Origin of the sequence: Brevibacterium sp. S22, from assembly GCF_004745485.1 — a bacterium.
Classification (GTDB): Bacteria; Actinomycetota; Actinomycetes; order Actinomycetales; family Brevibacteriaceae; genus Brevibacterium.
Genome location: NZ_RHFG01000003.1, coordinates 112,644 through 130,607 on the forward strand (window position 1 = coordinate 112,644; position 17,964 = coordinate 130,607).

Below are 17,964 nucleotides of genomic sequence, written 5' to 3' on the forward strand. Positions count from 1 at the left end.
GCGGCTGCTGGAGTCGGTGTGATGTGTCTACTGTCATCGACTTTCGCCTCCCACGTCCGCCTGTGTGTCATGTTGATGTCATCGTCTGTCATCTTTCGTCACAAGACTTCCTGCGGGTCATCGAGGTCACCGGAAGTTCCGCGCCTTCGTCGGCAGCTGAAGTTCGAGGGGGATGAGCTTGTGCGCGTAGAGGCTCACGACCTCTCCCCCGCGCTGGATGAGTCCGGTGACGACGAGGAAGTTCCGCGAGGTCGCGACCGCGCGGAAGCGCTTCATCAGCCCGGCCGTCGCGACGACATTGAGCATCCCGAATTCGTCCTCGAGATTGATGAAGGTGATCCCCGAGGCGGTCGCCGGGCGCTGCCGGTGTGTGACGATCGCAGCCACACTCATCCGGGTTCCGTCTGCGGCGGCCGCCGCATCCGCGGTCGAGGCGTACCCGCGGGCGTTCAGCTGCTCGCGCAGGATCTGTGTGGGGTAGCCGTCGACGGTGATTCCGGTGGAGAAGAGCTCGGCCAGAGTCGTATCGAAGGCGTCCATGGTCGGCAGGGTCGGAGCCGAGTCCACGCTCGCCGTTCCCGGCAGCAGGCCCGGATGGGCTCCGGCGACTCCCCCGGCCATCCACAGCGCCTGCCGGCGGTCGAGGTCGAATCCGGACAGGGCTCCGGATGTGGCGAGGGATTCCAGGGCCTGCTTGCCGATTCCGGTGCGTTCGGCCAGATCCGCCACCGAGGTGAATGGCGCGTTGTCGCGTTCGGTCACGATCACCTCGGCGAAGGAGCCGATATGTGCGACCGTGTCCAGGCCCAAGCGGATTCCCAGCTCCCCCGCCGAGGCGGCCGCCCCCCTCCCGTCCGAGACCGGGGCGGCCGCCTCGGCGGGTCCGACCCGTTCGAGGTCCGTGGCCGCCTGGGAGCGGCGGATGTCGACGGGCAGGATCGGCACTCCGTGCCGGCGGGCGTCGGCGATGAGGGACTGCGGGGAGTAGAAGCCCATCGGCTGGCTGCGCAGCAGTCCGGCGGTGAAAGCCGCATGGTGATGATATTTGAACCAGGCGGACTGATAGACGAGGTTCGCGAAGCTGATGGCATGCGATTCGGGGAACCCGTAGTTCGCGAAGGCAGCAATGGTGGAGAAGATCGTCTCAGCGGTGTCTTCAGCCACTCCGCGCTCCCTGGCACCTGAGCGGAACTTCTCGGCGAGTTCGGCCATCCTCTTCTCCGACCGGCGTGAGCCCATCGCCTGCCGCAGTCGGTCGGCATCGGCTCCGGTGAAGCCGCCGACGTCGATGGCCATCTGCATCAGCTGCTCTTGGAACAGCGGGACTCCGCAGGTCTTGGACAAGGATTTCTCGAGCAGCGGGTGGAGGTATTCGACCTCGTCGAGACCCTGCCTGCGACGAATATAGGGGTGGACGGATCCGCCTTGGATCGGTCCCGGTCGGATGAGGGCGACCTGGACGGCCAGGTCGTAGAACATCCTCGGCCGCAGCCGGGGCAGGGTGGCCAGCTGGGCGCGGGATTCGACTTGGAAGACTCCGATCGCGTCGGCGCGGCAGAGCATGTCGTAGACGGCTTCGTCTTCGTCGTCGATCTCCGCCCGGTCGATGAGGATCCCGGTGTGGCGGTGGACGAGTCCGACCATCTCATGCAGTGCGGTGAGCATACCCAGGCCGAGCAGGTCGAACTTCACCAGGTCCATGGCCGCGCAGTCGTCTTTGTCCCATTGGACGACGGTGCGGTGGCCCATCGTCGCCTTCTCGATCGGCACGACTTCGCCGATGGCACGGTCGGCGAGGATCATCCCGCCGGAGTGGATGCCCAGATGTCGCGGTGAGCCGAGCAGATCCTCGGCGACTGCGAGCACCGGTGCGGGCACCGGTGAGTCCTCGGCATCGGGCAGACTCGACCACCGGTTGCTCGACTTCGAGAACGCATCCTGCTGTCCGGGGGCATAGCCGAGGCTGAAGGCGGCGTCCCGGATCGCTGATTTCGCACGGTAGGTGATGACATTGGCCACCTGGGCGGCCCGGTCGCGGCCGAAATGATCGTAGACGTATTGGATGACCTCTTCGCGGCGACCGGATTCGATGTCGATGTCGATGTCCGGGTACCCCTTGCGGTCCGGGGACAGGAACCGGTCGAAGAGCAGTCCGTGTTTGACGGCGTCGACGGCAGTGATGCCCAGGACATAGCAGACCGCGGAGTTCGCCGCCGATCCCCGCCCTTGGCAGAAGATGCCCATATGGCGGCAGAACTCGGTGATGTCGAAGACGATGAGGAAGTATCCGCAGAATCCCAGCTGCGCGATCATGTCCATCTCCCGGTCCAGCTGTTCCCAGGCTCTGGGGTTCTCGGCTCGGGATCCGTAGCGGCGCCGGCCGCGGTCGGCGATGAGACCGCGCAGATAGGCCTCCCCGTCACTGTCATCGGGCATCGGCGCCTTCGGCAGATCAGGTCGGGCCGAGGACAGGACGAAGGAACATTCCCGACCGATCCGCACCGCTTGGTCCAAAGCCTCCCGCGGGAACCGTGCGAGCATCTCCTCACCGGTGTGGATGCGTGCGCTCGCCGTCGCCGGCAGCCATCCTGCCAGTTCGTCCAGGGACTTCCGCGACCGCACCGAGGCACGCACTTGAGCCGACTTCCACCCGGCCCGGGTGGCGAAGTGAACGGCGTTGCTGGCCATGGTCGGCAGTCCCGTCCGCTGGGCCAGTTCGCCGAGGTGGCGCAGCCGCTCATCGTCATCCGGGGTTCCGTCCCGGCTGAGTTCGACGGCGACCCGGTCGGTTCCGAAGAGTGAGGTGAGTTCACGCAGAGCGCCGAGCCCGCCGTCGTCATCGCCCAGTGCCCGTCGCAGCGGGCCCTTGCGGCATCCGGTGAGGATCATCCAGTCGCCGTCCGCGGCTGCCAGTTCTTCGAGGTCGAAGAGCGGGCGGTTCTTCTCACCGCGCAGGTTCGCCGCGGTGATGGTCTGGGAGAGCTGGTGATAGCCCTCGACGCTGCGGGCGAGGACGAGCAGGTGGGTGGCGTCGGGATCGGTCTGGCCGGGGATCTTCTCTGTCAGTCCCACGGACAGCTCGGAGCCGAACACGGTGTCCAGTCCCACCTCGGCGGCGGCATGGGCGAAGCGGACAGCACCGTAGAGTCCGTTGTGGTCGGTCAGTGCCAAAGAGCTCAGTCCGGCGGCGGCTCCGGCGGCGACGAGCTCTTCGGGGTCGGAGGCTCCGTCGAGGAAGCTGAACTGGGAATGCACGTGCAGCTCCGCCCAGTCCACGCTCGTTCTCTGCAGCAGCGGTCCACCGTCGGGTCCCTGACCGGTGCCGGCTCCATAGCGACTGCGCCCGTCCGAACCGCCGGGACCGACCGAGACCTGGTAGCGGTCGGGGCGGGAGAATGCGGGAGCGTCGGACCCGTCGGCATGCTTATCGACAGGCTGCTTATCGACAGCCGATCTGTCGACGCTGTCCTTTCCTTCGAGTCTGCGCGCCAGCTTCGACCAGGGGGTGCGCGGGTTCGAGAAGCCCATCAGGGTCTCCTCCTCTCAGATGTGGTCGTCAGTCAGCGGGTCGCTGGTCAATGGCGGCCGGTCAGCGATAGCGGCCGGTGAGGTACCACTGGCCGTGTTCCTTGCTCAGCAGGAGGGCGCGGCCGGCGTCGGTGACCACCTGCAGACGCGTCCGATAGACGGCTCGGCTCGGGTCCCACCACCCGGATTCGATGGGCCAGGAACCCGAGTAGTCGGTGATGGTCTCGGTCTGCCCGGTGGGGAATCTGATCGTCGCCGGTGCGGCTTCCAACCCCGAGGGACGTGCTTCCACCGATGAGCCGTCGGCTGCGAGCACATCGACGGCGGAGTGTTCGACGGTCGTCGGACGGGGTGCGTGCAGGGCACCGGGCCAGGGCGCGGCAGGACTGCGTTCGGGGACGGCTGCCTGCTGCCACGGAGTCCACAGGTTCGTCTCGGCGGGGTCCCACCCGCCTTGGAGGCCGGGGACCAGAACGGCATCGGGACCGAACAGTCCCTGCAGACGTTCGAGCGTGTGGGTGATCTGCCCGGTGTTCTCGTCGAACAGGCTGCGTGTGGCGCCGATCGGGGTGGTCAGTTCGGCTGCGATGAGGCGCAGTGCGATGATCCCGTCTTCAGCGAAGTCCTCGGCATCGGGTGCCGGTTCGTCGACGATGTCGAGCGCCTGTGGGTCCGCCTGTGCCGAAAGAGGAGCGTGTCCCGGACGGGTGCTCCGCCCCGACCCGGAGTTGTGTCTCGACCCGGGGTTCTGTCTCGGTTCGGAATTCTCAGCTCCGGTGCTCACTCCGGCCAGCCAGCCCTCGGCCTGCCACCGCAGGCGGTCAGCGATCGCATTCTCCTGCATGTCTTCGATCCGCCACGTTCGAGATGAGGACTGGCCGGCCGCGGCATCGAGTTCGATCGTGATCTGGGTGCAGACCAACCCCTGCCTGCGCACTTTGGCCAGCAGATCTGCACCGAGCTGGCGGGCGAGGAAGCCGAGGGGGTCGCTGCGGGTCGTCGGAGTGTCGAGGTCGAGTTCGACGTCGAGCTGTTCGCCGCGGACGTGGTCGGTGAGCGGAGCCCCTTCTCGTCCGGAGGCCAAGTCGTGCAGATGTCGTCCGAAGGCGCCGAACCGTGCGTTCACGTCTTTGGCTGCAAGGCGGGCGAAGTCGCCGAGGGCGCGCAGCCCCAGCTGCAGGAAGACCTCGATCAGCGCGGTCGCCTCGGCGCCGGCGTATTCCAAGGTGGTGATCGGCTGGGCGGAGAGGAAGTCTACAGTCTGTCCGGGCTCGACTCGGCGCGCCTGACCGGCGGCCAGGACTGCGGCGAAGACGGTGTCGGCGATTCCGGGGAAGAACTCCCATCCGGTGTCGTCGACGAGAGCCGAGACCAATGTTTCGACGGCATCGGCTTCGTCGGCATAACCGTGTCTGAGCGAGTCGAGAGGAATCGCCAATGTTCCGGGACTGAGCAGAGTGAACCGGGCGACGAGATCTTCGAGGGCACCGACCCCGGCACTGAAATGCCGATTGTCGGCCTCTTCGTCCCAGAGCGCGACGTGGGCTTCCGGACACCGGTATCCCACGGCGCGCTTATTGTTCCCGGCGGTGATTCCGGCGGCACGGGCGGAAGCATTGGCGGCGATGACCTTACCTGCGTGGAGGACCGCGACAGGACGGCCCGGCGCGATGTCGTGTTCGACCGCTGCAGCCACGGCCGGCCAGTCGGGCACGGTGAGGACGAGGATGCGGCCGGGCTCATCCGACATGGCTGATCACCTGCCGCAGCGCTGTGATCGTCGACCACCGAGGATCGTCGGCCGCGCCCGCATCCTCTGCCGGGACGCCGGCTGCTTCGACGGCGGTGTCAGAGATATCGGAGGCCTCTGCGAACGTTCCCGCGGAGTCGCCGCCTGCCACCACTTCCAGCGTCCCCGCGGGGACGCTGGTGGGAGTCCCTGACGGTCCGGGCAGCAGGAACCGATGGGTTCCTGTCTGCGAACGGGCGCGGACGAGGCAGGACTGCAGGCGTCCGCGACCGTGTTCGGCACCCGACCAGCGGGTATCGGTGATCTCGATCTGCTCCGTGCTGCCGGACAGGGGGCGGAGACTGATGAGGCTCATTCGTCGTTCACGGATCTTCGCCAGGAGTCGAGCCCGCTCCGAAGCGCTCGGAGCGAATCCGGGATCGACGAGGATGATGTCGAAGGATTCGATGAGGATCGAAGCCACCCGCAGCCAGTCCTCGCCGGGAGTCGCGAGGTTGACGAAATGGTCGAGGTCGACGCCGAGGTCGGCGATCGAGGATACGGACGGTTCGTCGAGTCCGATGCCGGCACACCACTTCTGCTCCCGGGTCGCCGCGGCGACCGTCGCCAGGCCGCAGCTCAACGACAGCTCACCAGTGACGGTGACGAGTTCCCCACGCGGCAGACCACCGCGGCGGAACAGCGGAGAGAGCACAGGGTCCACCGGATGGGGTGGGGTCTTATCGAACAGTGCCGCAGCCGTGGAGATCCCCGCCTCCCGGCTGAGCTGTTCGATGACTGGTGCTGCTGACATGACATCCATTATCGAACTGGTGTTCTAAATTGGCAAGATTCAGGCAGCAACTCTGCCCTCCCGGGCGTGTCGCCGTTCGGCTTCGATCCTCCATGCGATAAAGAGGCCGAGGTCAAAGCCGTACCCGCCCCCGGCGGCGCCTGGCTCGGCCACCTTGACAGGCTTGTCGTCTCTCATGGCGCTCCCTTTCCGCAGCCCCTTCGGTCTTCCGGTCCGGCGATCCCCACGACCACCGACCGCGCCTCCACCCTAGAATCCGGCGCTGACACGAGAAATCCAACCACATCACTCTGCGATCATGGAAAATGATTTCAGTTCGATTGAGTTTCGTTTACGCAGTCAAGCTGATCATCGAGCTCCTCCGCAGCGGCCATGTCACCACCGGCGGGTAGGGTGACGTCATGACTGACGACAGCGCAGACAACGGCCACAGCGCAGACAACGGCCACGGCGCAGACATGGCACAGGCGTCCCCGGCTGATGAAATGCGCACCCATGAGGCGACCACGCGCGATTCCTATGAAGCGATCGCGCAGACCTACACGGACTGGGTCGCCGATGAACTCACCGCGAAACCCCATGACCGGGCAGTCCTCGGGGCCTTCTCCGAACTTGTCCTCGGCACCGGCTCGTCCGAAGTCCTCGACATCGGCTGCGGCCCCGGTCGCATCACCTCATTCCTCGCCGCTCTCGGGCTCACCCCACGTGGCCTCGACCTCTCCCCTGCCATGATCGAACTCGCCCGGGCTCTCTATCCGACGCTTCCGTTCGATGTCGGGTCGATGGCCGCCCTGCCCTATGCCGACGATTCTTACGCCGGCCTCGTCGCCTGGTACTCGACCATCCACGTCCCCGATGATGTGCTCGCTCCCGCCTTCGCCGAGGCGGCTCGTGTCCTCCGTCCGGGCGGCTGGTTCCAGTTGGCGTTCCAACTCGGCGACCGGATCGACCACGTCTCCGATCTCGCAGGTTTCCCTGTCGATCTCGAGTTCCACCGTCGTTCGATCGATCAGGTCCTCACCGCCCTCGAACCGCACGGTTTCACTCCGGCCACCCGACTCGAACGCGAACCCGACCGGGTCGGCCGCTATCCGGAGGCGAACCGACAGGGTTACCTGCTCGTGCGAAAGACGGACCAGTGATCATACTCACCACAGCGGCAGGACAGTGCAGGCGAAAGTGCGACTGCACTGTCTGACCAGCAGATCGCGGGGTGAGAAGATGAGGGGGATATGAATATCGACATCGTCTTCCACACTCCCGAGATCCCCGGCAACACCGGCAACGCGATCCGACTCGCAGCGGTCACCGGAGTCCATCTCCATCTCGTCGAACCCCTCGGCTTCGATCTCTCCGATGCGAAGCTGCGCCGAGCCGGTCTCGACTATCACGACCTCGCCCATGTCACCGTTCATCGGTCGATCGATGAGCTGTGGGGCCACCTCGGTGAGCGTCGGGTGATCGCGTTCAGCACACACACGGACGATTCCTTCGCCGAGGTGGACTACCAAGACGGCGATGTCCTCCTCTTCGGCCGCGAATCGACGGGGCTGCCCGACGAGGTCATCAACGACGAGCATGTGGACATGGCGGTGCGGATTCCCATGCTGCCGGCACGCCGTTCACTCAACCTGGCGAATTCGGCGTCGATCGCCATCTACGAAGCTTGGCGCCAGCACGGCTACGCAGGGGCCTGAACCCGCGTAGACTTCTTCGCGAACGCTTTACCTGAAAGGACCACTATGACCGCAAAGGTGCTCACCGTCGCCGGATCCGATGTCTCCGGAGGAGCCGGACTCGAAGCCGACCTGAAGATGTTCGACGAATACGGTGCGTTCGGCACTGCCGTCGTCACCTGCATCGTCACCTTCGATCCCAATGACGGATTCGCTCACGTCCTCGAGTTCATCGAGCCAGAGGTCGTGACCCGTCAGCTCGAATCGACGCTGGCCGTGCACGAGTTCACCGCCATCAAATCCGGCATGCTCGGCTCCGTCGACTCGGCACTGGTCCTCGCAGAAGAGCTGAAGACCAACGAACTGCCCTACGTCTTCGATCCCGTACTCGTGTGCAAGGGCGCAGGCACCATGGTCGATCTCAAGGATCTCTTCGTCGAGAACCTCGTGCCCTTGGCCACCGTCGTCACCCCGAACCTCGAAGAGGCTGCGACCCTGGCCGGTCTCGACCCCATCGACTCCGTCGAAGGCATGATCGAGGCTGCGAAGATCATCCACGGGCAGGGTGCGAAGAACGTCGTCGTCAAGGGCGGGGCCCGCCTCGCCGGAGATGATGCCGTCGACATCCTCTTCGACGGTGAGACCGTGACGACTCTGCGTTCGCGCAAGGTCAACGACAAACTCGTCAACGGGGCCGGCTGCTCCTTCGCCTCCTCGATTGCGGCGGGCCTCGCCACCGGTCTGGACATCAAGGACGCCGTCGTCTCCGCGAAGGAGAAGGTCGCTCACGGAATCGCGAACTGCCTCGACAACGCGACCGGCGTCGCGTCGCTCTACCACCCGGCGGCTCGGGTGAGTCCCTCCTCCGAGGTCTCGGTCACCGTCGACTGATCTGTGAGAGGCTGTGTCCCAGCAGGGACACAATCCATCTCGTCCCCACGGGAAGAGGACGCGACCTGACGCGTCCCCGCGGGGACGTCGCATCGGACACAGACGGTCTGCAGACAGCAAACTGCCCCGCACACCACTCTCGGTGTGCGGGGCAGTTCGTATGAAGCTGTTGGGAACGCCTGAGATCAGCGCTTGCCGAAGCCCTTGTAGCGATCCTTGAACTTCTCCACGCGGCCGGCGGAGTCGAGGATGCGCTGCTTGCCCGTGTAGAACGGGTGCGAGGCCGACGAGATCTCGACGTCGATCACGGGGTAGGTGTTGCCGTCTTCCCACTCGATGGTCTTGTCGCTCTTAGCGGTGGAGCGGGTGAGGAACTTGGTGCCGGAAGCCAGATCGTTGAACACGATCGGCGCGTATTCCGGGTGGATGTCCTTCTTCATATTCTTACCTCTGCTGAATTCTTTCAGGCGCCTGATATGGGTCCGACCCATCTGCCAGTGCCCGAATTCGTCTGCTGGACACGCTCCGAACCGTAGGAACCGGACACGGAGCGACAGTCAATTCTAACTGATGGGCCCAGACAAAGCGATTCGACACGGATCTCCTACACTGTGGCCATGACCACGAAGGAACGCCTCTCCACCCAGTTCAATCTCCAATCCGCCGCAGAAGCTCCGGAGCTCATGGCCGAATCGACGGCCGCTGCTCTTCAGACGGTTTCCGGGGATGTCGACGTATTCGCCATCGATCCGCAGATCGCGGACACCGCAGCTCTCCTCGGTGCCACGGATCTGCCTCCGGCCACCTCCGCGAACTGTGTCCTCGTAGCCGGTTCACGGGGCGGCGAAGAACGCATCGCCGCATGCATGGTGCTCGCGAACACCCGCGCCGATGTCAACAAACGAGTCAAAAAGCTCCTCGACGTCCGTAAGGCCTCATTCCTCCCGCTCGAGCGCGCCGTGAGCGAATCCGGGATGGAGTACGGCGGGATCGGACCGGTCGGTCTGCCAGAGAACTACCGGGTTCTCATCGATTCCCGGGTCGCCGAGGCCGACGAACTCATCATCGGTTCCGGTATCCGCGGCTCCAAGCTGCTTCTCTCCGGTTCCACCCTTGCGTCCCTACCCGGCGCCGAGGTGATCGAGGACCTGGCCAACGAGATCGATTGACGGTGTCGTTCGGTCCGGTGCCACCGGTCTGTCCGGTGGCACCTGTCGGAACGGTCCCGCCTGTCAGTCCAGTCCGGCTCGTGCGATGACGAAATCGATGAGTGGGGCATAGAGGTTCGGCACCACATCGTCATCGAGCGGGACGGTCGCCTCGATCTGCCCCTGCGATTCGGCGACGAAGAGCGCCGGATCATTGCAGTCGGCATAGCCGATGGTCCGCAGTCCCCTGCTCGAGGCAGCTCCGGCCCACCCATGGTCGGCGACGACGAGTTCGGGAGCCGATCCGCCGCGGGCAGCGAAATCGTCGAGAAGCGCATGCATAGGTTCTGCCAGGTGGGTGTGCGGGCTGCCGCCGTGCAGGTGCCAGGTCCAGACGTTGTTGATCTGCCGGACGTCACCGCCGATCTCCGGAACCGGGATGAAGTGATCCCGAGTGTCGATGACCGCTCCGGCGGACTTCGCGGCTCGGGCGATGGCCATGTGGACGGGCAGGAGCCCGGCCGGGTGACCTGTGGCGAAGAGGATCCGGCCACCGGCACGGCTGACCTCACCGACCGCCTCGGCGAGCTTCTCCAGGGCCGCGATGCATCTGTCTGTGGAGATCGTGTCCACGCCTTCGACGAATTCGGGATCGGGCCGCAGACCGCAGCGTTCGACCATGAGCGCGAACACGGATTCGAAGTCCCAGTCGCGGGTCAGCTCGACGCCGAAGTCGAACTGTCGTTCCTGGTCGAGGAAACGGCGGATATGGGAGAGGTTGTTCTCCCTCGGTGTGGCGACCTCACCGGTGATGCGTCCGGCTTCAAGGGCATGGGCTAAGGTGCTGCGGTTCATCGACATTCGCTCGCTCTCGAGGGTGGTTCTGGTCAACATGTCTCCGGGATGATCATACGAATGATGAGAGCAATCATCAGCTCCTTCTCTGAAGGATCACTCATAGCAACCAGCAGCGTGATGGCGGCGAGAGCGTTGTTCGCGATGCGCTGATGCCCGTCGCGGCCGATCAGTGCATTGTTGCGATCGAGAAAGGTGACGAACAGAGCAGCTGCACTGCGCTTGTTCCCGTCGGAAAGAGGATGGTCCTTGACAACGAAGTAGAGCAGATTCGCGGCCTTTTCCTCAACTGTGGGATAAAGCTCGTGGTCGCCAAATCCTTGGTAGATCGCCCCAATGATGCCTTCCAGACCGTCACCGCGCTCGTTTCCGAAGAGTTGATCGTTGGGGAACCTCTGTGCCAAACGTCTGATGATGTCGCGTGCACCTTCCACCGTCAGCGACCAGTCCGGCGCCGTATTCGGCCACGCAAGGATGCTGCCCTCATCGAAGTCGCGCAGGAGCGAGAAGCTCGGAACGTAGGTCGAAAGCACATCTGCCACTCCCGACACCAGTTCGTCATTCGACCGAGCCAGAACGGACACGATCGTGCCGATCTCAGACAGCCGCCGTTCGTTGAGTGCAGCGCCGTCGATCACATATCGCCGGAGAACGTTGTTCGCCCATTTCCGAAAGCGCACCCCCTCTGCCGATTTCACCCGGTATCCGACAGAGAGCACCAGGTCGAGGTCGTAGTGTTCGACCTGGTAGGTCTTTCCGTCCGATGCAGTTGTCGCAAATTTTGCGACAACTGGAAGGCCGGCGAGTTCTTCGCGTTGGGCATTAGCGATGTGTTTGCCGATCGTCTTGATATCCCGGCCGAACAGCTCAGCCAACTGTTTTCGTGTCAGCCACACAGAGTCCCGTGTAGTACGTACATCCAACCGGACGCCGCCATCTTCAGTTCGAAAGATTTCCACCGACTCACTCATGATCACACCGTAGCCTGAAGCACTGACTCAGCCTTTACCCCTCCTGCAGGGCGAAGCAAGTCACCGCCGAGGCGGCCGCGACGTTGAGGGAGTCGACTCCCCCGCTCATGGGGATCATCACGGTCGAATCGCACGCGGCGATCGTCGATCGATGCAGGCCGTCGCCTTCGGTGCCGAAGATGACCGCGGTGCGTTCGGGAGCAATGTCAGCGAAATCGCGCAGCCCCACGGAATCGTCATCGAGGGCAAGGGCCGCGACATGGAAACCAGCGTCCTGGAGTGTGCGGATGCCGTCGGGCCAGGAGCCGATGCGGGTCCAGGGAACCTGGAACACCGTGCCCATGGACACTCTGATCGACCGGCGATAGAGCGGATCGGCGCAGCGCGGGGTCACCAAAACGGCGTCGACGCCGAAGGCCGCTGCCGACCGGAAGATCGCACCGACATTCGTATGGTCGACGATGTCCTCGATGACGACGATGCGTCTGGCATCGGCGACCACTGCGGCGGGAGCGGGAAGAGTCGGACGGTGCATGGCGGCCAGGGCGCCGCGGTGGAGGTGGAAGCCGGTCAGCGATTCGACGGCGGCATCCGTGCCGATGAAGATCGGCACATCGTTGGTCGCGATGACATCGGCTAAGTCGAACAGCCATTTCGGGCTCGTCAGATAGGACCGGGGCACCATTCCGGAGGCGTGGGACCGGCGGATGATCTTCGAGGACTCGGCGATGAAGAGGCCTTCGGCGGGTTCGCGCACTCGGCGCAGGGCCACGTCGGTCAGCTGCGTGTAGTCGTGCAGTTCGGCGGCAGTGACCGATCCGGAGTCAGAGGTTCGGGATGCGTCCGCGGCGAGCACGTCCTCGTCGAAGAAGCGCAGGCGCTCGGAGCCGATCCCGAGTTCACTCGCGCGATCGATGATCTGGCGCCTCGTCAGAGGAGCTTTGGCCGGAGTGTTCACGGCGGTGCTCCGTTCACTGCTCGTCTCCGATCACAGCGTGACGATCCGCCAGATCGCGACGAGTCCGAGGATCACGATGACCGTGCGCAGCAGCACCGGCGAGAACCTTCTGCCGATCCGCGCCCCGAAATACCCTCCGATGAGCGAGCCGATGGCGATGCAGATGACGGCGATCCAATTGATCCGATCATGACCGACGATGATGTAGGTGCTCGCCGAGACCGTATTGACGACGAGGACGAGGACGTTCTTCAGTCCGTTGAGTCGCTGCAGGTCATCGGGCAGCAGCAGACCGAGCAGGGCGATGAGGATGATGCCCTGCGCGGCGGCGAAGTATCCGCCGTAGATCGCAGTGAGGAAGACGACGAGGAGGACGGCCAGGTACCGTCCTGTCGTCAGCGTGTCCCCCGCCTCGGCGGCCATGTGTTCGACTCCGGATTCCTGGGCTCGACGCAGCGACCGGTTCTTCAGGTAGCGCGAGAGGTACGGCTGTCCCACAACCATGATCAGAGCCACGAAGAGGAGGACTGGAACGATCGTCTCGAAGGCATCCTCGGGCAGGTGCAACAGCAGATACGCCCCGGTCAGAGACCCGAGCAGGGAGGCGGGAACGAACCCGAGGATCCGTCTCCACTGCCCTCGCAGCTCTTCGCGGTATCCGAATGAGGAGGCGATATTGCCGGGGATCAGACCGACCGCGTTGCTCATCGTCGACACCACCGGCGGCACCCCGAAGGCGACAAGCGCTGGGAAGGTGATGAGCGTTCCGGACCCGACGACGGCATTGATGGCACCCGCCGCGATTCCGGCGACGACGATGAGACCGATCTGCCACGGTTCGAGGCTCAGGCTCGACAGCAGCTCCATCTCAGAGAGCGGAACGTGCGTGGTAGCGCTGGCCGTCCCGGGTGAGCTTGACGTCGATGCCGAAGGTCGCAGCGAGATTCTCGGCCGTCAGGGTCTCTTCGATCGGGCCGGCGGCCAGATCGGTGCCCTCGGACAGCAGCAGCACGTGTGTGATGCCCTCCGGGATCTCCTCGACATGGTGGGTGACCATGATCGTCGCCGGTGCCCACTTCGACGACAGGATCTCCGAGAGCGCACCGAGCAGCTCCTCACGCCCCCCGAAGTCGAGTCCCGACGCCGGCTCGTCGAGCAGCAGCAGTTCCGGGTCGGTCATGAGCGCACGCGCGATCTGCACGCGTTTGCGCTCGCCTTCGGACAGCGTGCCGAAGGTGCGATCGGCCAGGTGCGTGATGTGGAAGGCGGCCAGCAGATCGTGAGCGCGGTCGATATCATCCTGCTCGTATTCTTCCACCCAGCGTCCGGTGACGCCGTAGGCGGCGGTGAGCACGGTGTCGAGGACCGCTTCGGAGCTCGGAATGCGGTTGGCCAGAATCGTCGAGGCATAGCCGATGCGCGGACGCAGCTCGAACACGTCGACGCGTCCGAGCTGCTCCTCGAGGATGCTGACCGTACCCGTCGTCGGATGCATGCGGCCGGCCGCGAGTTCGAGCAGAGTCGTCTTGCCCGCACCGTTGGGTCCGAGCACCGCCCAATGTTCGCCCTCGGCGACGGCCAGCGAGAAATCGTCGAGGAGGAAATTGGCCCCCCGGCGCACGGACACGGAATCCAGATTCAGGACTTCACTCATATCCTCAGACTCTATCGCAGACGAGCCGTCTATCCTGGTTCGACATGGACCTCACGACCGACTCACTGCTGCTGACACTGGCCATCAACCACCGTCTGCGCTCGACGCTGCCCCCTGACGAGGTCGCCTCTGCCTTCCTCGATGATGAACGTGATGTTCCTCTCATCGTCTCCGATGAGGTGTTCGACACGTCCGTACCCACCGGCCTGCTGCTGTTCGCAGCCGCGGCGGCCGCCGCCGGAATCACTCATGCCCGCTTGGCGCTGCACCACCCGTCGCTGCCGCATACGACTCCCCCGGTCGATCGCACCGCTCGGACGAAGGTCGGGCGCCACAGCGCCCCCGTCGTCCTTCACCGCGGTGACGAACAGGCGGCGATCGCCCTCATCGGCGCCGAGGCGAACGTGGAGATCCTCGCCTGCCAGCCCACGGTGTTCCGTCCGGTCACGGTCGGAACCGCTGCGGAGGCGCTGCGTCGTCTGCGGCTGCTGGTGATGGAAGGTCTGCGGCTGATCGAGACCATTGACGTCCCCGAGGAATGGCGGCAGGGACCATGGCGGGACTGGCAGGAGGAACTGTCGACGATGCACCCGATCTCGCGGCTCATCCCCACCGAAGCGGATTCCCGGGCGATCTACGCCGCCCTCGACATCCACCACCGGATGCGCTCGGTGCTCGCACCGGCCACGGTCGCCCCGCCGCAGTTCGGGGCTCTGCTGTCTCAGCTGCACCCCGCCGCCGCGGACTACATCATGGCTGTGGCTACCATGAAGGGGTGAATGAGACTTCAGCCTCCCAGATCCCCGTCCAACTGCTCGTCATGGACGTCGATTCGACGTTCATCAACGAAGAGGTCATCGACCTCATCGCCGCCCATGCCGGAGTCGGGGACCAGGTCGCTGCCATCACCGAACGTGCCATGGCCGGTGAGCTCGACTTCGCCGCCTCCCTGGCCGAAAGGGTCGCACTTCTGAGCGGTCTGCCGGAGACAGTGCTCGATGAGGTGCGGGAGCAGATCACCCTCACCGAGGGGGCTGCCGACCTGGTCGCGGCGGTGCATTCCTCCCGTGGTCAGGTGGCGTTGGTGTCGGGCGGCTTCACCGCGATCATCGCTCCGGTGGCCGCGCAGTCTGGCATCACCGACGTCTTCGCCAACGGACTCGAGGTCGTCGACGGGCATCTCACCGGTCGGACGAGCGGACGAGTCATCGACCCGAGCGCCAAGGCCGAGATCTTCGAGGATCTGCTGGCAGCCGGCGGATACGACCGCGCCGCCTCGGTGGCGATCGGTGACGGGGCCAATGACATCGGCATGATCGAAGCTGCCGGGCTGGGCATCGCCTTCTGCGCAAAACCGGCTCTCGTTAAGGCTGCCGATGAGTCCGTGACGAAGCGGGACCTGCGTGAGGTGCTCACGATCATCGACGCTGGGACGAACGATTGAGTGCGCGCGAGCGAACGTTCCTCGGCGCTGCCTTCTGACGGTCACTGAGGCCCTCCGAACGACTCGGAGGGCCTCAGTTCATGGGTTCGTTCAGCGCTGCGGATGCGTCAGCTCAGACTCCGTGGAAGACCCGGATCTGCGGGGCCGGGTACTGTCCCGGCTCCACGTCCCAGCTCTCGAGGTCGAAGACCGCGATCGAGGAGGGACGGAATGCACCGGGAACCCCGCCTTCCGGATTGAGGTGGCCGACCACCTCGGCGACGGTCGGCTGATGACCCACGATATACGCGCACTCTGCGTCTGCAGGGATGGAGTTGATCGCATCCAGCCAATCGTCGACGGACCCCGCATACAAGGAGGGATCCTCACGCAGATCCAGTTCACCCGGTTCGTCGAGTGATCCTCCGTGCGCACGGTTGACGGCTTCGACGACTGCCTGCCCTGTCTGCACGGTGCGTCGGGCCGCTGAAGCGATGGCCACATCGGGTGACCAGCGTTCGGCGATCTCGGCTCCGGCTTCGACCGCCTGAGCCAGGCCCTTTGGGTCCAGTGACCGTTCGAAGTCGGTCGGACCGTGCGCTTCCGCCTTCGCGTGGCGAGCGAGGATGAGCACAGGCATGAGCTGTCTCAGGCTCCGGTGGAGTGGAAGCCGCCGTCGACGTGGACCATCTCACCGGTGGTGGCGGGGAACCAGTCGGAGAGCAGCGCGACGATGGCCTTTCCGGCAGGAGTGGTGTCCGTCTGGTCCCAGCCCAGGGGTGCGCGGTCGCCCCACATGTCCTCCAGAGTGCCGAAGCCGGGGATGGAGGTGGCGGCGGTGGTCTTCAGCGGTCCGGCTGAGACGAGGTTGACGCGCACACCGTCCTCGCCGACGTATTTGGCGAGGTAACGGGCGGTCGATTCGAAGGCGGCCTTGGCCACACCCATCCAGTCGTAGACGGGCCAGGAGATGGTCGCGTCGAACGTGAGACCGACGATTCCGGCACCCTTGTTGAGCGCAGGCTTGGCCGCGACGGCGATCGCCTTGAGCGAGTATGCCGAAACGTGGATGGCGCCCGAGACCGACTCCCACGGGGTGTCGAGGAAGACTCCGCCGAGGGCGTCCTTCGGCGCGAACGCGATGGCGTGGACGATGCCGTCGATATTGCCGCCGAGGCGTTCGGGCAGTGCCGCGAGATCCTCTTCGTTCGTGGCGTCGAGTTCGATGACGTTCGGGGTCTGGGGCAGGCGTTCGGCGATCACCTGGGTGATCTTCATCTGGCGGCCGAAGCTCGAGAGGATGACCTCGGCTCCCTGCTCCTGTGCGATGCGAGCAGCGGCGAAGGCGATCGACGCCTCGGTGAGCACGCCGGTGACGAGAATGCGCTTTCCGTCAAGAATTCCCATGGTGGTCCTTTCGAAAGGAAGGTGGTTGCGTGTGCATGACGCCGCTTCGGGCGGTGTCTCTGTATCGAAGTCTACGGGCTGTGGCCCGGCCGGGCCGCATCGTCTGCGGCCCAGGATCCGGTGGTGGCCGGCCCGGCGCCGTCTGGGTCAGTGGCCCATGCCCAGTCCGCCGTCGACGGGGATGACGGCACCGGAGATGTACGCGGCTTCGTCGGACGCCGTCCAGCGGACGACCTTGGCGACCTCACCGGGTTCGGCGAATCGTTTCGCCGGGATCGTCGACAGGTATTCCTTCTGCTGCTTCTCGCTGAGTTCATCGGTCATATCCGTGCGGATGAAGCCGGGGGCGACGACATTGGCGGTGATTCCGCGGGAGCCGACCTCACGGGTGATGGAACGGGCGAAGCCGACCAGCCCGGCCTTCGACGCGGAGTAGTTCGCCTGACCGGGCACCCCGTAGAGACCCGACACCGAGGAGATGAGGACGATGCGGCCCTTCTTCGCGCGGATCATCCCGGTGATTCCGCGCTTGACGGTCCGGAAGGCACCGGTGAGGTTCGTGTTGATGACGTCTTCGAACTCGTCATCGTTCATCCGCATGAGCAGGTTGTCGGCAGTGATTCCGGCATTGGCCACGACGACCTCGACGGGACCGAGCTTCTCCTCGATCTCGGTGAACGCCCGATCGATCGATTCGCTGTCGGTGACATCGGCGGCCACGGCCAGCGCTCCCTCCGGGGCCTGACCGTTGCGGGAGGTGACTGCCACCTTGTCCCCCTGGGCGAGGAATTCCTCGGCGATGGTGCGACCGATTCCGCGGTTGCCGCCGGTGACGAGGACTGTGCGTGGTTCTGACACGTTGGTCTCCTGTTGATCGACTGTGTACTTCAAATCTATCGTGGACAAACCT

19 protein-coding genes are annotated in these 17,964 nt (G+C 64.8%); 6 read left to right on the plus strand and 13 right to left on the minus strand.

Features of this window, described 5'->3' with window-relative positions:
• Positions 1-126 precede the first annotated feature (126 nt).
• The 4 genes from EB835_RS04585 to EB835_RS20245 all read right to left on the minus strand — a co-directional run bounded on the left by EB835_RS04585 (position 127) and on the right by EB835_RS20245 (position 6,248).
• Entirely contained in the window at positions 127-3,528 is a 3,402-nt protein-coding gene (locus tag EB835_RS04585) for an error-prone DNA polymerase (RefSeq protein WP_135808302.1), read from the minus strand.
• 61 nt (positions 3,529-3,589) lie between these two features.
• Positions 3,590-5,278, minus strand: coding sequence for a Y-family DNA polymerase (locus EB835_RS04590; RefSeq protein ID WP_135808303.1), 1,689 nt, complete (start codon positions 5,276-5,278; stop codon positions 3,590-3,592).
• Positions 5,268-6,071: a DNA recombination/repair protein RecA gene (locus EB835_RS04595; protein WP_240688546.1), complete on the minus strand. Its 804-nt coding sequence runs from the start codon at positions 6,069-6,071 to the stop codon at positions 5,268-5,270. Before EB835_RS04595 ends, EB835_RS04590 begins: the two co-directional genes overlap by 11 nt.
• A gap of 39 nt (positions 6,072-6,110) precedes the next feature.
• Positions 6,111-6,248, minus strand: coding sequence for a hypothetical protein (locus EB835_RS20245; protein WP_168216630.1), 138 nt, complete (start codon positions 6,246-6,248; stop codon positions 6,111-6,113).
• Between the two features lie 224 nt (positions 6,249-6,472).
• On the opposite strand from EB835_RS20245, the gene EB835_RS04600 reads away from it, so the two are divergent.
• The 3 genes from EB835_RS04600 (at position 6,473) to EB835_RS04610 (ending at position 8,638) form a co-directional block, all read left to right on the plus strand.
• Positions 6,473-7,213, plus strand: a complete 741-nt coding sequence (locus EB835_RS04600; RefSeq protein ID WP_240688547.1) for a class I SAM-dependent DNA methyltransferase — start codon at positions 6,473-6,475, stop codon at positions 7,211-7,213.
• Positions 7,214-7,303: 90 nt separating this feature from the next.
• A complete protein-coding gene (locus tag EB835_RS04605) occupies positions 7,304-7,768 on the plus strand; it encodes a tRNA (cytidine(34)-2'-O)-methyltransferase (RefSeq protein WP_135808304.1) in 465 nt (154 codons plus the stop codon).
• 45 nt (positions 7,769-7,813) lie between these two features.
• Entirely contained in the window at positions 7,814-8,638 is an 825-nt protein-coding gene (locus tag EB835_RS04610; protein WP_135808305.1) for a PfkB family carbohydrate kinase, read from the plus strand.
• Positions 8,639-8,823: 185 nt separating this feature from the next.
• Here EB835_RS04610 and EB835_RS04615 read toward each other — a convergent pair whose 3' ends face one another.
• Positions 8,824-9,078, minus strand: a complete 255-nt coding sequence (locus tag EB835_RS04615; protein ID WP_009375892.1) for a type B 50S ribosomal protein L31 — start codon at positions 9,076-9,078, stop codon at positions 8,824-8,826.
• Between the two features lie 177 nt (positions 9,079-9,255).
• On the opposite strand from EB835_RS04615, the gene EB835_RS04620 reads away from it, so the two are divergent.
• Entirely contained in the window at positions 9,256-9,807 is a 552-nt protein-coding gene (locus EB835_RS04620; protein WP_135808306.1) for a YbaK/EbsC family protein, read from the plus strand.
• Between the two features lie 63 nt (positions 9,808-9,870).
• Here EB835_RS04620 and EB835_RS04625 read toward each other — a convergent pair whose 3' ends face one another.
• From EB835_RS04625 to EB835_RS04645, 5 genes are read right to left on the minus strand one after another with little or no spacing between them, the layout of a single operon-like run.
• Entirely contained in the window at positions 9,871-10,641 is a 771-nt protein-coding gene (locus EB835_RS04625; protein WP_135808457.1) for a phosphatase, read from the minus strand.
• 32 nt (positions 10,642-10,673) lie between these two features.
• Positions 10,674-11,612, minus strand: a complete 939-nt coding sequence (locus EB835_RS04630) for a Fic family protein (protein WP_135808307.1) — start codon at positions 11,610-11,612, stop codon at positions 10,674-10,676.
• 34 nt (positions 11,613-11,646) lie between these two features.
• Positions 11,647-12,570, minus strand: a complete 924-nt coding sequence (locus EB835_RS04635; protein WP_135808308.1) for a TrmH family RNA methyltransferase — start codon at positions 12,568-12,570, stop codon at positions 11,647-11,649.
• 30 nt (positions 12,571-12,600) lie between these two features.
• Complete coding sequence (locus EB835_RS04640) at positions 12,601-13,437, minus strand: sulfite exporter TauE/SafE family protein (protein ID WP_135808309.1); 837 nt, start codon at positions 13,435-13,437, stop codon at positions 12,601-12,603.
• A 1-nt stretch (position 13,438) separates the two neighbouring features.
• Complete coding sequence (locus EB835_RS04645) at positions 13,439-14,224, minus strand: ABC transporter ATP-binding protein (RefSeq protein WP_135808310.1); 786 nt, start codon at positions 14,222-14,224, stop codon at positions 13,439-13,441.
• 44 nt (positions 14,225-14,268) lie between these two features.
• On the opposite strand from EB835_RS04645, the gene EB835_RS04650 reads away from it, so the two are divergent.
• Positions 14,269-15,003, plus strand: coding sequence for a hypothetical protein (locus EB835_RS04650; protein WP_135808311.1), 735 nt, complete (start codon positions 14,269-14,271; stop codon positions 15,001-15,003).
• Complete coding sequence (gene serB / locus EB835_RS04655; protein WP_135808312.1) at positions 15,000-15,668, plus strand: phosphoserine phosphatase SerB; 669 nt, start codon at positions 15,000-15,002, stop codon at positions 15,666-15,668. The genes EB835_RS04650 and serB overlap by 4 nt, the downstream gene beginning before the upstream one ends.
• Positions 15,669-15,780: 112 nt before the next feature.
• On the opposite strand, the gene EB835_RS04660 is transcribed toward serB, so the two are convergent.
• The 3 genes from EB835_RS04660 to EB835_RS04670 form a co-directional block, all read right to left on the minus strand.
• On the minus strand, positions 15,781-16,287 hold the full coding sequence (locus EB835_RS04660) for a SixA phosphatase family protein (RefSeq protein ID WP_135808313.1): 507 nt from the start codon (positions 16,285-16,287) through the stop codon (positions 15,781-15,783).
• An 8-nt stretch (positions 16,288-16,295) separates the two neighbouring features.
• Positions 16,296-17,054: an enoyl-ACP reductase FabI gene (gene fabI / locus EB835_RS04665; protein ID WP_135808314.1), complete on the minus strand. Its 759-nt coding sequence runs from the start codon at positions 17,052-17,054 to the stop codon at positions 16,296-16,298.
• 147 nt (positions 17,055-17,201) lie between these two features.
• Positions 17,202-17,912: a beta-ketoacyl-ACP reductase gene (locus EB835_RS04670; protein WP_135808315.1), complete on the minus strand. Its 711-nt coding sequence runs from the start codon at positions 17,910-17,912 to the stop codon at positions 17,202-17,204.
• Positions 17,913-17,964 lie beyond the last annotated feature (52 nt).

What these genes read in the sequence shown, in the direction of transcription:
- EB835_RS04585 (WP_135808302.1), bottom strand. Translation starts at nt 3,528, where the DNA reads ATGGGCTTCTCGAACCCGCGCACCCCCTGGTCGAAGCTGGCGCGCAGA.
- EB835_RS04590 (WP_135808303.1), bottom strand. Translation starts at nt 5,278, where the DNA reads ATGTCGGATGAGCCCGGCCGCATCCTCGTCCTCACCGTGCCCGACTGG.
- EB835_RS04595 (WP_240688546.1), bottom strand. Translation starts at nt 6,071, where the DNA reads ATGTCAGCAGCACCAGTCATCGAACAGCTCAGCCGGGAGGCGGGGATC.
- EB835_RS20245 (WP_168216630.1), bottom strand. Translation starts at nt 6,248, where the DNA reads ATGAGAGACGACAAGCCTGTCAAGGTGGCCGAGCCAGGCGCCGCCGGG.
- EB835_RS04600 (WP_240688547.1), top strand. Translation starts at nt 6,473, where the DNA reads ATGACTGACGACAGCGCAGACAACGGCCACAGCGCAGACAACGGCCAC.
- EB835_RS04605 (WP_135808304.1), top strand. Translation starts at nt 7,304, where the DNA reads ATGAATATCGACATCGTCTTCCACACTCCCGAGATCCCCGGCAACACC.
- EB835_RS04610 (WP_135808305.1), top strand. Translation starts at nt 7,814, where the DNA reads ATGACCGCAAAGGTGCTCACCGTCGCCGGATCCGATGTCTCCGGAGGA.
- EB835_RS04615 (WP_009375892.1), bottom strand. Translation starts at nt 9,078, where the DNA reads ATGAAGAAGGACATCCACCCGGAATACGCGCCGATCGTGTTCAACGAT.
- EB835_RS04620 (WP_135808306.1), top strand. Translation starts at nt 9,256, where the DNA reads ATGACCACGAAGGAACGCCTCTCCACCCAGTTCAATCTCCAATCCGCC.
- EB835_RS04625 (WP_135808457.1), bottom strand. Translation starts at nt 10,641, where the DNA reads ATGAACCGCAGCACCTTAGCCCATGCCCTTGAAGCCGGACGCATCACC.
- EB835_RS04630 (WP_135808307.1), bottom strand. Translation starts at nt 11,612, where the DNA reads ATGAGTGAGTCGGTGGAAATCTTTCGAACTGAAGATGGCGGCGTCCGG.
- EB835_RS04640 (WP_135808309.1), bottom strand. Translation starts at nt 13,437, where the DNA reads ATGGAGCTGCTGTCGAGCCTGAGCCTCGAACCGTGGCAGATCGGTCTC.
- EB835_RS04645 (WP_135808310.1), bottom strand. Translation starts at nt 14,224, where the DNA reads ATGAGTGAAGTCCTGAATCTGGATTCCGTGTCCGTGCGCCGGGGGGCC.
- EB835_RS04650 (WP_135808311.1), top strand. Translation starts at nt 14,269, where the DNA reads ATGGACCTCACGACCGACTCACTGCTGCTGACACTGGCCATCAACCAC.
- EB835_RS04660 (WP_135808313.1), bottom strand. Translation starts at nt 16,287, where the DNA reads ATGCCTGTGCTCATCCTCGCTCGCCACGCGAAGGCGGAAGCGCACGGT.
- fabI (WP_135808314.1), bottom strand. Translation starts at nt 17,054, where the DNA reads ATGGGAATTCTTGACGGAAAGCGCATTCTCGTCACCGGCGTGCTCACC.